The sequence below is a fragment of the Pseudomonas rustica genome (genome assembly GCF_018336155.1).
Lineage (GTDB): Bacteria > Pseudomonadota > Gammaproteobacteria > Pseudomonadales > Pseudomonadaceae > Aquipseudomonas > Aquipseudomonas rustica.
In genome coordinates this window covers 238,326-252,114 of record NZ_JAGYHF010000005.1, presented here as the reverse complement: position 1 = coordinate 252,114, position 13,789 = coordinate 238,326, and the positions used below count along the sequence as shown (strand labels likewise).

Annotated in this window: 11 protein-coding genes and 1 pseudogene; 6 read left to right on the top strand and 6 right to left on the bottom strand. The window is 59.3% G+C overall.

All coding sequences use genetic code 11. The features are described 5' to 3' along the window. Window positions 1-36: 36 nt before the first annotated feature. The 3 genes from KFS80_RS11465 to KFS80_RS11455 all read right to left on the bottom strand — a co-directional run bounded on the left by KFS80_RS11465 (window position 37) and on the right by KFS80_RS11455 (window position 2,603). Window positions 37-1,974, bottom strand: a complete 1,938-nt coding sequence (locus KFS80_RS11465) for a methyl-accepting chemotaxis protein (RefSeq protein WP_212544859.1) — start codon at window positions 1,972-1,974, stop codon at window positions 37-39. Window positions 1,975-2,073: 99 nt separating this feature from the next. Continuing rightward, window positions 2,074-2,376 (bottom strand): cell division protein ZapA, encoded by a 303-nt coding sequence (locus KFS80_RS11460; protein WP_053116699.1) that lies wholly within the window; start codon window positions 2,374-2,376, stop codon window positions 2,074-2,076. Continuing rightward, window positions 2,373-2,603, bottom strand: coding sequence for a hypothetical protein (locus KFS80_RS11455; RefSeq protein ID WP_159811663.1), 231 nt, complete (start codon window positions 2,601-2,603; stop codon window positions 2,373-2,375). The genes KFS80_RS11460 and KFS80_RS11455 overlap by 4 nt, the downstream gene beginning before the upstream one ends. A gap of 251 nt (window positions 2,604-2,854) precedes the next feature. Between KFS80_RS11455 and KFS80_RS27310 the strand changes: the two are divergent. The 5 genes and pseudogenes from KFS80_RS27310 to selO all read left to right on the top strand — a co-directional run. After that, window positions 2,855-3,601: pseudogene (locus KFS80_RS27310) on the top strand (MCP four helix bundle domain-containing protein); the annotation flags it as partial. Between the two features lie 30 nt (window positions 3,602-3,631). Beyond that, complete coding sequence (locus tag KFS80_RS27305; protein WP_371262353.1) at window positions 3,632-4,504, top strand: methyl-accepting chemotaxis protein; 873 nt, start codon at window positions 3,632-3,634, stop codon at window positions 4,502-4,504. 194 nt (window positions 4,505-4,698) lie between these two features. Then, on the top strand, window positions 4,699-6,441 hold the full coding sequence (locus KFS80_RS11445; protein WP_053116696.1) for a potassium/proton antiporter: 1,743 nt from the start codon (window positions 4,699-4,701) through the stop codon (window positions 6,439-6,441). Window positions 6,442-6,475: 34 nt separating this feature from the next. Continuing rightward, on the top strand, window positions 6,476-9,829 hold the full coding sequence (gene mscK, locus KFS80_RS11440; RefSeq protein WP_159811661.1) for a mechanosensitive channel MscK: 3,354 nt from the start codon (window positions 6,476-6,478) through the stop codon (window positions 9,827-9,829). Window positions 9,830-9,877: 48 nt separating this feature from the next. After that, complete coding sequence (selO, locus tag KFS80_RS11435; RefSeq protein ID WP_212544857.1) at window positions 9,878-11,341, top strand: protein adenylyltransferase SelO; 1,464 nt, start codon at window positions 9,878-9,880, stop codon at window positions 11,339-11,341. 6 nt (window positions 11,342-11,347) lie between these two features. Here selO and mazF read toward each other — a convergent pair whose 3' ends face one another. Both mazF and mazE read right to left on the bottom strand, forming a co-directional pair. Further along, the gene (gene mazF, locus KFS80_RS11430; protein ID WP_159811659.1) at window positions 11,348-11,710 is read right to left on the bottom strand and encodes a type II toxin-antitoxin system toxin MazF; all 363 of its coding nucleotides are present in this window, start codon (window positions 11,708-11,710) and stop codon (window positions 11,348-11,350) included. After that, the gene (gene mazE / locus KFS80_RS11425) at window positions 11,710-11,979 is read right to left on the bottom strand and encodes a type II toxin-antitoxin system antitoxin MazE (RefSeq protein ID WP_159811658.1); all 270 of its coding nucleotides are present in this window, start codon (window positions 11,977-11,979) and stop codon (window positions 11,710-11,712) included. The genes mazF and mazE overlap by 1 nt, the downstream gene beginning before the upstream one ends. Window positions 11,980-12,215: 236 nt before the next feature. Between mazE and trxC the strand changes: the two genes are divergently transcribed. Beyond that, window positions 12,216-12,650 (top strand): thioredoxin TrxC, encoded by a 435-nt coding sequence (gene trxC / locus KFS80_RS11420; RefSeq protein WP_212544856.1) that lies wholly within the window; start codon window positions 12,216-12,218, stop codon window positions 12,648-12,650. Between the two features lie 130 nt (window positions 12,651-12,780). Here trxC and KFS80_RS11415 read toward each other — a convergent pair whose 3' ends face one another. After that, the gene (locus KFS80_RS11415; protein WP_053116690.1) at window positions 12,781-13,551 is read right to left on the bottom strand and encodes a ParA family protein; all 771 of its coding nucleotides are present in this window, start codon (window positions 13,549-13,551) and stop codon (window positions 12,781-12,783) included. Window positions 13,552-13,789 lie beyond the last annotated feature (238 nt).

The following is a 13,789-nucleotide window of genomic DNA, read 5'->3' as shown; positions in this document are numbered from 1 at the left end:
AGAGGGCTAGGGTGAGGGGCTTTTCTGGCTCAACACTCAACTCAACCTGAACCCACCCATCTGCCGCGCCAAATCATCCGCCAGTTTCTGCAACATCTGACAATCCTCACGACAAGCGCGAACCTCCCCCGCCGTCGCCCGCGCCAGATCGGAAATCCCCTGCACGTTGCGGTTGATCTCCTCCGTCACCGCCGACTGCTCCTCGGTCGCCGTCGCCACCTGATGGTTCATGTCGCTGATGCGCTCGACCTGCCCGGTAATCGCGGTCAAAGAAGCGCCCGTACGCTGACTCGACTCAACCCCGGTACCCGTCGCCGCTTGCCCTGTACGCATGGACGACACAGCGTTTTCCGCACCCTGCTTGAGGCTGCCGATCATTTGCTGAATCTCGTCAGTGGAGGCCTGAGTCCGCCGCGCCAACGTGCGCACTTCATCAGCAACAACGGCAAACCCACGCCCCATATCCCCGGCACGCGCCGCTTCAATCGCCGCATTGAGCGCCAGCAAATTCGTCTGCTCAGACACCCCGCGAATCACCGCCAACACCGAGTCAATCGATGCCACTTGATGCGCCAGTTCACCCACTGCGCCCGCCGCCAGACCAATTTCGTCCGACATGCTTTCGATATGCCGGATCGACCCGCCAACATCTTCCCGCGCCTGCATCGCTTCATCCCGCGCAGTCTGCGATGCGAGCGCCGCGTTGCCGGCGTTCTGCGCAATTTCCTGAACCGTCAGGCCCATCTCGTGAACCGCGGTGGCAACCATGTCGGTCATTTCCTGCTGCCGGCCGGAGCGCTCGGCAGTGTTTTCGACCACCTTCGCCACTTGCCCCACTGCCGTACGCAGACGCTCGCTGGTGGTCAGCACTTCCGCGATCATGCCGCGCTGACTGTCGAGGAAGCGGTTGAAGCCGCGCGCCAGATCACCCAGCTCATCAGCACGGCTGGAATCTAACCGATGGGTCAAATCTCCCCCGCCGCTACCGATTGCTACCAGCGCCGCTGTTACCTGACGAATCGGTCGCACCAGCCCGCGCGCCAGCCACACCACCAAGGCCAGGCACACCAGCGCTACAGCCAGACCGATGCCGCCACTCATCCACATCGCTTTGCGCGCTTCGGCGTAGATTTGCGATTGCGGCACTTCGGCCACCAGCGTCCAGCCCAGATCGCGCAACGGCAGGCTGAAGGCCAGATAGTCTTCGCCATCGCGCTGGAAGCTACTGTTCGTGGCAATTTTTTGACCCATGACCGCTTGCGCCGCCGCAGCACCAATCTGCTCCGTAAGCGTGCGTTTGCCACTGAACTGCGCTTCAGGATGCACCTGAATCAAACCGTCGGAACGCACGAGATAGACCTTGCCGCGCTCGCCGAAGCTGAAGTTGTGAATAAGCTCCGACAGCTCTTTCATGCTCAGCCCGAGACCGGCCACACCGACCACTTTGCCGGCCTGCTCCACCTTCAAATCGATAAACAGCGCCAATTCTCCGGTGGCGCCATCGTTGTCGATATTGAGGGTGCGCGACTGGTTGCTGTCGAGGAAGGAATAGAACCAGGCATCGGCCGGCTTGGTTCGACTGAGGGTGCGATCCAGGCCTTTTTCGGTGATGTAATGATTGGATTCGGTGCCAATGATCAAAGCCGTAAAAGCCTTGTGTTCGGCGCGGATGCCTTCCAGATACTGCGCGAAGCCCGCCGTTTTGCTGCTGTCTTCGCCAGACGCCAACCAGTCACGCACCATGGTGTTGCTGGCGATGTCTTTGGCGGCGGTAAGGGGCTGGACGAGGATGCGTTCGATGTCGTTGCGCGTCGCTTCGATGCTCGACGGCAAGGCTTGTTCGACCAGATAGCTCTGGGCGAGACGGTTGACCACCAGGGTATAAATGCCAACCACGATCAGGATACTGACCAGCAGAGCGGTGCCCATGCTGAGGATCAGTTGCCATTGGATACTGCGTCGCCACAACTGCATGGAGCACCCCCAAAGAATAAGTGGCGGAAGCAATGCAACAGCCGTGCCGATTGTATACAACCCGATCGACAATCTATTCTTTGGTTGTGCGCAACGCCGTCAACCCTGATTGATGGTCTTGGCGATGGTGTCGACCGTGGCGCTGACTTGCTCTTGGTAACGGTCGAGTTCTTCCTGATGCTGCTTCTTCATGTCGATCTGCTGCGAGCACAGATTCATCGCGGCCAGCACCAGCAAGCGATCACCGATCAGCGTCGGGTATTTGCGTTTGGTGTCGGCCAAAGCGGCTTTTAGCATCAATGCTGCGTCCAGCAGGGTCTGTTCTTCCCCGGCCGGTGCCTTGATCGAATAGTCCTCCCCGAGAATGGAGATGACTTTTACCCCTGCTGTGCCGTGGTTCATGCGCTGACGGGACCGGCGTTGACGCGATCAACCAGCGCCTGAATGCGGGCGGCGGTGGTGCCGTGCTTTTCTTCCTGTTCCATCAGGCTCAGTTGCAGGCTTTCGTTTTCATCCTTGGCCTGAGCCAGTTCGGTGGACAGGTTCTGATTGGTTTGCGCGAGGGTCTGGTTCTGCTGCACCAGGTCGCTGACGAGCTGTTCCAATTGGCTGAGGGATGCTTCCAACATTTTGATCTTCCAGGCATTTTCAAAGGGCGCGTACGATAAAGAAAAGTCACCACGGATGCCAGGGTTAAACCGGCGCAAGGCCTTGATTTTCCTGGCGGGCGAGCGTTCCCGCGAGCTTTAAAGACTGTGATTTGCCGATCTTGTTCCTGCACTTCGTCGCCGAGCGCCCTCTGCGACAAATACGCGCAGCCCCTCAAGACTTTAGTCGCATGACCGATAAGTCATCCATTCAGCAGTTTTAGCCCGCATGGATGCGGCCCTTCTCGGTACCCTCCATGTCCCTTCGCAATATGAACATCGCCCCACGGGCGTTCACCGGTTTCGCCCTGATTGGCGCATTGATGTTGATCCTCGGCGTATTCGCGCTCAATCAGATGAGCAAAATTCGCGGCGCCACCGAAGACATCACCAACAGCAGCGTGCCGAGCATCAAGAGCCTCGACGAATTCACCCAACTGACACTGCGTCTGCGCGTGTTGTCGTACCGTTTGCTGGTCAACCGCGAACCGGACGTGCAGCAGAAAACCATGGACTTGCTGGACATGCGCAACCAGCAGATCCGCAAGGCGCAGAACGATTACGAGCCGTTTATCAGCAGCCCCGACGAACGTGCGGCGTACGATCAATACGTGCAGTTGCTGAGCCAGTACCGCCAGATCGAAGACCGGATGAGAACCCTGTCGCGCAACAATCAGGTGGATGAACTGCGCAACCTGCTCAACACCGACTTGCTGACCAACTCCGAAGCGGTCAACACCGTGCTCAACCGTTTGCTGGAGATCAATACCCGGCAAACCGTCGACACCAATCAGCAAGCGGCGGATCAATATTCTTCGGCGTTCGACCTGGTTGTCACCCTGCTGGTGATTGCGACTGGGCTGACGTTGTTGTTCGCCTGGTTGCTGACCGCCAGCATTACCAAGCCAATCGCCAAGGCACTGGAAGCGGCGGAAACCATCGCTGAAGGCAACCTGACGCAGCCGATTCAGGTCGATGGCAGCGACGAAGCCGGGCGCTTGCTGGCAGCGATGGCGAAGATGCAATCGAAGCTGCGTGACACTTTGCAGCGGATTTCCGGGTCGGCCACGCAACTGGCGTCGGCAGCGGAAGAACTCAACAGCGTCACCGACGAAAGCGCACGCGGCCTGGTGCAGCAGAACAACGAAATCGAACAAGCGGCCACCGCGGTCAACGAAATGACCAGCGCCGTGGAAGAAGTTGCGCGCAACGCGGTGAGCACCTCGGAAGCCTCGAAGAACGCCACGACCTCGGCCGGTGATGGCCGTGATCTGGTGCAGGAAACCGTCAGCGCCATCGAACGCATGAGCGCCGATGTGCAGAGCACAGCATCGTTGATCGGTGATCTGGCCAATGAATCCCGAGACATCGGCAAGGTGCTGGATGTGATTCGTGGTCTGGCGGATCAGACCAACCTGCTGGCGCTGAACGCGGCGATTGAAGCGGCGCGCGCCGGTGAAGCCGGTCGTGGTTTTGCGGTGGTGGCGGATGAAGTGCGCGCCTTGGCGCATCGCACGCAGCAGTCGACGAGCGAAATCGAGCGGATGATCGGCAGCATTCAGAGCGGCACCGAACACGCGGTGGATTCGATGCGCAACAGCACCGAACGCGCGGAGTCGACGCTGAACATTGCTCGCGGCGCGGGGATGTCGCTGGATACGATCAACACTGCCATTGTTGAAATTAACGAGCGCAACCTGGTGATCGCCAGCGCGGCGGAAGAGCAGGCGCAGGTGGCGCGCGAGGTGGATCGTAATCTGGTGAATATTCGGGATTTGTCGGTGCAATCAGCGACCGGGGCCAATCAGACGAGTGCGGCGAGTAATGAGCTGTCGCGGCTGGCGCTGGATCTGAACAACATGGTTGGGCGGTTTAGCCTCTGAAAAAGCAAAAGATCGCAGCCTGCGGCAGCTCCTACACGGTATTGATGTGCACCCTGTAGGAGCTGCCGCAGGCTGCGATCCTTTGATCTTGAAAAAAGCTTTTTGACAGCATCACATTTCAACAGGTTAGAATCGCTGGCACGCAGACTGCATGGTCAGTTTGTGCCCGTCTTTACGCTTCTGGAGTACTGCCTTTGAATGCGACGACCATCAACAGCCTGTTCTTGATCGGCGCGTTGCTGGTAGGTGCAAGCATTCTCGTCAGCTCACTCTCCTCCCGTCTCGGCATCCCGATTCTGGTCATTATCCTCGCAGTCGGCATGGCCGCCGGGGTTGATGGCGGCGGGATTATTTTCGATAACTACCCAACGGCCTATCTGGTCGGCAACCTCGCACTGGCGGTGATCCTCCTCGACGGCGGCTTGCGCACACGGGTCTCGAGTTTCCGCGTGGCGTTGTGGCCGGCGTTATCGCTGGCGACGGTCGGGGTGTTGATCACCACCGGGCTGACCGGCATGGCCGCCGCATGGCTGTTCGACCTGAACCTGATCCAAGGCCTGCTCATCGGCGCCATCGTCGGCTCGACGGACGCCGCAGCGGTGTTCTCCTTGCTCGGCGGCAAAGGACTGAACGAACGGGTTACGGCCAGCCTGGAAATCGAATCCGGCAGCAACGACCCGATGGCGGTGTTTCTCACCGTGACCCTGATCGACATGCTCGCCAGCGGCCAGACCGGCCTGCACTGGAGCCTGCTGACCCACCTGATCCGCGAGTTCGGCATCGGTGGCGTGATCGGTCTCGGTGGTGGCTGGCTGATGCTGCAACTGGTCAACCGCATCAACCTGGCAGCCGGTCTCTATCCGATTCTGGTGATCGCTGGTGGTCTGGTGGTGTTCGCCCTGACCAACGCCTTGCACGGCAGCGGTTTCCTCGCGGTGTATCTGTGCGGTCTGGTGATCGGCAACCGCCCGGTGCGCAGCCGCCACGGCATTTTGCACATGCTCGACGGCATGGCGTGGCTGGCGCAGATCGGCATGTTCCTTGTGCTGGGGCTGCTGGTGACGCCGCATGATTTGCTGCCGATCGCCCTGCCCGCCCTCGGTCTGGCTCTATGGATGATTCTGTTCGCGCGACCGCTGTCGGTGATGGTCGGTCTGCTGCCGTTCAAGGCCTTCCATGGCCGTGAAAAAGCCTTTATTTCCTGGGTCGGCCTGCGTGGCGCAGTACCGATCATTTTGGCGGTGTTCCCGCTGATGGCCGGGCTGCCGAATGCGCAGCTGTACTTCAACCTCGCCTTCTTTATCGTGCTGGTGTCGCTGTTGGTGCAGGGCACAAGCCTTCCTTGGGTCGCCAAATTGTTGAAGGTGACGGTGCCGCCGGAGCCTGCGCCGATTTCCCGGGCGGCGCTGGAAGTCCATGTCACCAGCGAGTGGGAGCTGTTCGTTTATAAGCTCGGCGCGGAGAAATGGTGCATCGGTTCACCCCTGCGCGAGCTGAAAATGCCCGAAGGAACCCGCATCGCTGCCCTGTTTCGTGGCCAGCAACTGCTCCATCCGTCGGGTAGTACGGTGCTGGAAGTCGATGATTTGCTGTGTGTTATCGGCCACGAACACAACTTGCCGGCCCTCGGAAAACTGTTCAGCCAGGCGCCACAACGCGGCCTCGATTTGCGTTTCTTCGGCGACTTTGTGCTCGAAGGAGACGCCCAGCTTAAAGCGGTTGCAGCGCTGTATGGCCTGCCCGCCGAGGGCATCGATCCGGACATGACCCTGGGCGCCTTCATCGCGCAGAAAGTCGGCGGTGCACCGATCGTTGGCGACCAGGTCGAGTGGAACAACACCCACTGGACGGTTGCGGTCATGGACGGGAACAAGATCGGCAAAGTGGGCGTCAGATTCCCCGAAGGAAGTCGCCCGGGCCCCGGACTCTTCCTCTAAACTGCGTCCACTATCACTTGCTTGACCGGTCTCTATGCCTACCCTGCGCTCCTTTTTCGCCGCGGCCCTGCTGGGCCTGAGTCTTACTGTCGGCCCGCTGTACGCCGCCGAACCACCGTCCAGCGATGCCGTCCAGGCCAGCCTGGATAAACTTGCCGACAGCAAACTGCCGGATGCCGACAAAAAGACCCTGCAAACCGTCCTGCAGAACACGCTCAATCAGCTGAACAATCAGCGTGATTACGAGCAGAAACTGATCGACCTCAAGCAGCAACTGGCGACCGCACCCAAGCAGACCATCGAAAACGCTCGCGAACTGACGCGCCTCAAAGCCACGACCGTGGTGCCGGTGGCGCAGCGCTTCCCCCGCGAATCGATCACGCAACTGGAGCAGATCCTCACCGACCGCTCCACGCAGCAAAGTGACCTGCAAAAAGCCTTGGCCGACGCCAACAGCCTGATCATCACCGCGCAGACGCGCCCGGAGCGCGCTCAGGCGGAAATCTCCGCCAGCCAGACGCGCATTCAGCAGATCAACAACATCCTCAAGTCCGGCAAGGACGCGGGCAAATCCGTCAGCGCCGAGCAGCGTGATCAACTCAACGCTGAACTGGCGGCGCTGAACGCGCTGATCCCGTTGCGCCGTCAGGAGCTGGCCGGCAACAGCCAGTTGCAGGATCTCGGCAACGCTCAACATGACTTGCTCTCGGAAAAATCCGACCGCCTCGACCGCGAGATTCAGGAGCTGCAGACCCTGATCAACCAGAAGCGTCTGGCGCAGTCGCAGGAAACCGTGACCCAGCAATCGATCGAAGCGCAGAAGGCCGGCGGCAGCAGCCTGCTCGCCAGCGAAAGCACGGCCAACCTCAAGCTCTCCGACTACCTGCTGAAAAGCACTGACCGCCTCAACGAAGTCACCCAGCAGAACCTGCAGACCAAACAACAACTCGACAGCCTGACCCAAAGCGATTCCGCCCTCGACGAGCAGATCAACGTGCTCAAGGGCAGCCTGCTGCTGTCGAAGATTCTCTATAAACAGAAGCAAGCCCTGCCGCGCCTGAAGGTCGACCGCGACCTGGCCGATCAGATCGCTGACATTCGTCTGTATCAGTTTGAAGTCAGCCAGCAGCGCGAACTGCTCAGCAGTCCAACCACCTACGTCGACAACCTGCTCGCCACCCAGCCGCCGGAACAAGTCACCCCGCAACTGCGCAAAAGCCTGCTGGATCTGGCCAACACCCGCGCCGACCTGCTGGAGCGGCTGAACCGCGAATTGAGCGCGGTGCTCAACGAATCGATCACCCTGCAACTCAACCAGAAACAACTGCTGAGCACCGCGCAAAGCCTGCGCGCGACCCTTGATGAGCAGATGTTCTGGATTCCGAGCAACAAGCCGCTGGATCTGGAGTGGATGCGCAGCGTGCCGGAGCGCCTCAAGCGTCAGGTCGACACTCTGCCGTGGGCTTCAAGCCTCAGCGAATTGACTGATGGTCTGACCCAGCGACCACTGCTGTTCCTGCCGTTGGCGCTGCTGATCGGTGCCTTGTTGTGGCGCCGCAAAAGTCTCTACGGGCGCCTGAACAAGGTTCACCAGGACATCGGTCACTTCAAGCGCGACAGTCAATGGCACACGCCGCAGGCGATTCTGATCAACATTCTGTTGGCGATGCCGGTGGCACTGGCGCTGGCCCTGTGCGGTCTGGCCTTGCAGATCGACGCACGCGGACAGAACGCCAACATGGGCGCGGCGCTGCTGCAAATGGCGCAGGCGTGGCTGGTGTTTTACACCGCATACCGGATTCTCGCGCCAGCCGGCGTGGCCGAGCTGCATTTCCGTTGGGAGAAACCGCAGGTTGAATTCCTGCGTGGCTGGATCCGCCGGCTCGGTCTGGTGGTCATGGCATTGGTAACGATTGTCGCTGTTGCCGAACTGCAACCGGCGGCACTCGCCGACGACGTGCTCGGCATGCCGGTGGTACTGACCTGCTACGCCTTGATGGCGTGGCTGCTCAGCCGCCTGCTGATCAGCAGCCCGGCCCACGAAAACACTTCGCTGTTCCGCAAAGCCGTCGGCGTGATGTTCACGGTGCTGCCGATCGCCCTGTTCGTCGCGGTGTGCTTCGGCTACTACTACACCGCGCTGAAACTCAGCGACCGCTTGATCAACACCCTGTACCTGCTGATGTTCTGGCTGGTGATCGAAGCCACTTTCGTTCGCGGCCTGAGCGTTGCCGCACGGCGCCTGGCCTACCAGCGTGCGCTGGCCAAACGGCAGGCAGCGAAAGAGGCTGGCGACGGCGAAGCGGTGATCGAAGAGCCAACCCTGGACATCGAAAAGGTCAACGAACAATCCCTGCGCCTGATCCGTCTGGCCCTGCTCGGCGGCTTTATCGCGGCGCTGTACTGGGTCTGGTCGGATCTGATTTCGGTGTTCTCGTACCTCGACAACATCACCCTCTACGAATACACCAGCGGCACCGGCGCCAACATGAGCATGGTACCAATCAGCATCGGCGACATGCTCGGCGCGTTGATCATCATCGGTATTACCTTCGCCCTCGCGCGCAACTTGCCGGGCTTGCTTGAAGTGTTCGTGCTGTCCAAGCTCAATCTGGCGCAGGGCAGCGCCTACGCGACCACGACGCTGCTGTCCTACGTGATCGCCGGTGTCGGTTTTGTTTCGACGCTGTCGACCCTCGGCGTCAGTTGGGACAAGTTGCAATGGCTGGTGGCGGCACTGTCGGTCGGTCTCGGTTTCGGTATGCAGGAGATCTTCGCGAACTTCATCTCCGGCATCATGATCCTCTTCGAACGCCCGGTGCGGATCGGTGACACCATCACCATCGGCAACCTGTCGGGCACGGTGAGCAAGATCCGCATCCGCGCCACGACCATCACCGACTTCGACCGCAAGGACATCATTGTCCCGAACAAGACGTTCATCACCGGGCAACTGATCAACTGGTCGCTGACCGACACCATCACCCGCGTCACGCTGAAGCTCGGCGTCGATTACGGCTCCGATCTGGATCTGGTCAAGGAATTGCTGCTCAAGGCTGCCCGCGAGAATCCGCGCGTGCTGAAAGAACCCGAGCCGCACGTGTACTTCCTCAACTTCGGCGAAAGCACCCTCGACCATGAGTTGCGCATGCACGTGCGTGACCTCGGTGACCGTAACCCGGTGCTCGATGAGGTCAACCGCTTCATCAACCGCGAGTTCAAGAAGCAGCACATCAACATCTCGTTCCGGCAGATGGAGGTGTACCTGAAGAATCTGCACGGTCAGGAATACAAGATGGTGCCGATCGAGCCGGAGACGAAAACCATCGTGCCGGTCGCCGACGATCAGAAACCGCTGCAAGAGCCGCCGCCGGCCAAACTCGACTAACCGGTCTATTCCCAGCAGAATGCTCGGACATTCTGCTGGAGCAGGCCCTTGAAAGCCCTCGACGAACTGACCTTCGACAATCGCTTCGCCCGCCTCGGTGACGCGTTTTCCGCCCACGTGCTGCCCGAGCCGATCGACAATCCGCGTCTGGTCGTTGCCAGCCCGGCGGCGCTGGCGTTGCTGGATCTCGATCCAGACACCGTTGAAACCGAGGAATTTGCCGAACTGTTTGGCGGCCACAAGCTGTGGGCCGACGCCGAGCCGCGCGCGATGGTCTATTCCGGGCATCAATTCGGCGGCTACACGCCGCAACTGGGCGATGGTCGCGGACTGCTGCTGGGCGAGGTCTACAACGCAGCGGGCGAGCATTGGGACTTGCACCTCAAGGGCGCTGGTCAGACGCCGTTTTCGCGTATGGGCGATGGTCGCGCGGTGCTGCGCTCGTCGATCCGCGAGTTCCTCGCCTCCGAAGCGCTGTTCGGGCTGAATATTCCATCCTCGCGCGCAGCCTGCGTGATCGGCTCCGACACCCCGGTCTGGCGCGAAAAACAGGAACGCGCGGCGATGGTGCTGCGTCTGGCGCCGAGCCATATCCGCTTCGGCCACTTCGAATATTTCTATTACACCAAACGCCCCGAACAGCAGAAAGCACTCGGCGAGCACGTGCTGGCCATGCATTTCCCGGAATGCCTGGAACAGCCGGAACCGTATCTGGCGATGTTCCGCGAGATCGTCGAGCGCAACGCCGAACTGATCGCCAAATGGCAAGCCTACGGCTTCTGCCACGGGGTAATGAACACCGATAACATGTCGATCCTCGGCATCACCTTCGACTTCGGCCCGTTCGCCTTCCTCGACGACTTCGACGCCAACTTCATCTGCAACCACTCGGATGATCAGGGCCGCTACTCGTTCAGCAATCAAGTGCCGGTCGGCCAGTGGAACCTCAGCGCACTGGCCCAGGCGTTGACGCCATTCATCAGCGTCGAAGCCCTGCGCGAAACCCTCGGCTTGTACCTGCCACTGTTTCAGGCGCATTACCTCGACCTGATGCGCCGCCGCTTCGGCTTCACCAGCGCAGAAGACGACGACCAGAAACTGCTCGAAGATCTGCTGCAACTGATGCAAAACAGCGGCGTCGACTACACGCTGTTCTTCCGTCGACTTGGCGAGGACTCACCTCAGCAGGCAGTCGCTCAGTTGCGCGACGACTTCGTTGACATCAAAAGCTTCGACGCCTGGGGCGAACGCTACATCGCCCGGGTTGCCCGCGATGGCGTTCCTGATCAAGAACAGCGCCGCGCGCGGATGCATGCGGTTAACCCGCTGTACATCCTGCGTAATTATTTGGCGCAAAAAGCTATCGACGCGGCGGAGCAAGGGGATTACTCAGAGGTACGCCGGCTGCACGCGGTGCTGAGCAAACCGTTTGAAGAACAGCCGGGGATGGAAGGTTATGCCGAGCGGCCTCCGGAGTGGGGGAAGCATTTGGAGATTAGTTGTTCTTCGTGAGGCGTTTCAGCTTAGCGGATCGATTGCACTGATCACACGGTCGACAATGTCAGACATTGTCACGTCATCCAGTCGCTCAATGAATTTGGCCGTGCCGTCTCGCACCCGTTGTTCGATGTCAAAACTCCGAACCTGATTACACACCGCTACACCATTGGTTTCGTGGCCAGTAATGGCCACTGCCAAACCCAAATTCCGGCTGAAATTCCCACCACTAGTAACAGGCACCGTCATGCTTACACCCAATGCGTTGATTTCTCTGGGCGTAATCACCACAAAGCGATGCCTGTCCTTCATTTCCCGCCCTGCGACGGGATTTGGATCAATCCAGTAGACGTCACCCCGCTGTGGAGGCTGTCTGCGCACCATCAACCCAGCTCCCGGCCAACAGGGCCACCATCAAGAGCTTCAGCAGTCTGGACGTTCAGTTTCTGCAATTCCTCTGCGCCTTCGAGTAACTCGGACAAGCTATAACGCTTACGAGCAGGAGGCGCAGCGGGACGGGCAATCAATTCACCGTCAACGACGTTGAGTTCAAGCTGTGCCCCCACCTCCAAATGCAATAGCTTCAACAGCGTCGGCGGAATTGTAATGATGGCAGCGCCACCTTGGCGGCGAATTTTGGAAGTTACGGACATTATGTCGCTCCGATTTGATGCAGAGAGATCATCGAACTCTCGGTTAGTGCAACAAAAGTAGCACGCAGATAAAGACAAAGCGATCTCCTCACGACAAAGCGTAAAACGCTGAATTGGTCTTCAGACTAGCCATCGATCCCGGAATGCTTTGAGAAAACTGTGAGCAGTTGAGACATTGATAAATTGGCAGATCGACTCCAAATCAGCTCTATAGACAGCCTCTTAGAGAACCCATCATGACCAACCCACTCCTCATCCCCTGCCCCGCCTGCAAAGGCCTCAACCGCATCCCGTCCGAGCGCCTCACCGATCAACCGAAATGCGGTCGCTGCAAATCCCCGGTGCTATTGAGCAAACCCTTCGAACTCAAGCAAGGCGATTACGCCAGTCAGATCAAGGGTGATCTGCCGCTACTGGTGGATGTCTGGGCGGAGTGGTGTGGGCCGTGCAAGTCGTTTGCGCCGGTGTTCGAGCAGGCGGCGGTGCAGTTGGCGGGCAAGTGTCGGTTGGCCAAGCTGGATAGCGAGGCGAATCAGCAGTTGTCGGCGCAGTTGGGGATTCGCTCGATTCCGAGTTTGATTCTGTTCAAGAACGGCAAAGAGCTGGCGCGACAGAGTGGCGCGTTGCCGTTGCCGCAGTTGCTGGCGTGGCTGCGTAGCCAAGGCATCTGACCCACCACTGAACCCCATGTGGGAGCGGGCTTGCTCGCGAAAGCGGTGGATCAGTCAACGGAGATGTCGACAGAACTGACGCTTTCGCGAGCAAGCCCGCTCCCACAGGGGATTTGTGTGGTTCTGGGGATCAGTGGCCTTCGATCAGGTTGTGCAGTTCGACGAATTGCTGGGTCAGTTTGTGTCGCGGATCGAGGTGGATCAGCGGCGTGCTGGCCTGATGGGATTCGCGCATGCGCACCGAGCTGGTCAGGTACACCGGCAGCACCGGCAACCCTTCGGCAATCAATTCATCGAGAATCTGCTGCGGCAGGCTGGCCCGGGCCTGGAACTGGTTGACCACGATGCCTTCAACTTCCAGACCTTCGTTGTGATCCTCTTTCAACTCTTCGATTTCCGCGATCAGCCCATACAAGGCCTGACGCGAGAAACTGTCGCAATCGAAGGGAATCAGCACACGATCAGCGGCAATCAGCGCTGATACCGCGTAAAAATTCAGCGCCGGCGGCGTATCGAGGTAGATCCGGTCGTAATCCTCGGACAGCTCATCAAGCAACTTACGCAGCTTGTTGATCTTGTGCTTGGCTTCAAGTTTGGGCTGCAAATCGGCCAGTTCGGCGGTGGCGGTGATGATGTGCAGGTTGTCGAACGGGGTTTCGTAGATATCCGCCTGGTTTTTCTTCGAGAACGGCCCGGAAGACAGCGTCTGCTTGAAGAAATCGGCAATGCCCATCGGGATGTCGTCGCCGGTAAGCCCGGTCAGATACTGAGTGGAGTTGGCCTGGGCATCGAGATCCACCAACAACGTGCGATAACCCTCGCTGGCACTGACCGCCGCCAGATTGCAGGCAATGCTGGATTTGCCTACACCACCTTTCTGATTGAACACCACGCGCCGCATGACAAAACCTCCGTGTATCAAAGAATGACCGAGTGTAGATGCGCGCGGCCTCGCTTCGCTACCTCATCGGACATGGACTACACAGTCAGGTGCAAACTTCCGTCTGCAGTCTCAGTAAAAACTGCCGACGATTGACGAGATCCCCGACAGACAGGCCCGCGCCAATCTGGATAATGGCCAAATGACAGTTTTACCGCGAACCAGCCAGTACATTTCATTGCGCAAAATGTAACCAGCA

What these genes read in the sequence shown, in the direction of transcription:
- KFS80_RS11465 (WP_212544859.1), bottom strand. Translation starts at nt 1,974, where the DNA reads ATGCAGTTGTGGCGACGCAGTATCCAATGGCAACTGATCCTCAGCATG.
- KFS80_RS11460 (WP_053116699.1), bottom strand. Translation starts at nt 2,376, where the DNA reads ATGAACCACGGCACAGCAGGGGTAAAAGTCATCTCCATTCTCGGGGAG.
- KFS80_RS11455 (WP_159811663.1), bottom strand. Translation starts at nt 2,603, where the DNA reads ATGTTGGAAGCATCCCTCAGCCAATTGGAACAGCTCGTCAGCGACCTG.
- KFS80_RS27305 (WP_371262353.1), top strand. Translation starts at nt 3,632, where the DNA reads ATGGCGAAGATGCAATCGAAGCTGCGTGACACTTTGCAGCGGATTTCC.
- mscK (WP_159811661.1), top strand. Translation starts at nt 6,476, where the DNA reads ATGCCTACCCTGCGCTCCTTTTTCGCCGCGGCCCTGCTGGGCCTGAGT.
- mazF (WP_159811659.1), bottom strand. Translation starts at nt 11,710, where the DNA reads ATGGTGCGCAGACAGCCTCCACAGCGGGGTGACGTCTACTGGATTGAT.
- mazE (WP_159811658.1), bottom strand. Translation starts at nt 11,979, where the DNA reads ATGTCCGTAACTTCCAAAATTCGCCGCCAAGGTGGCGCTGCCATCATT.
- trxC (WP_212544856.1), top strand. Translation starts at nt 12,216, where the DNA reads ATGACCAACCCACTCCTCATCCCCTGCCCCGCCTGCAAAGGCCTCAAC.
- KFS80_RS11415 (WP_053116690.1), bottom strand. Translation starts at nt 13,551, where the DNA reads ATGCGGCGCGTGGTGTTCAATCAGAAAGGTGGTGTAGGCAAATCCAGC.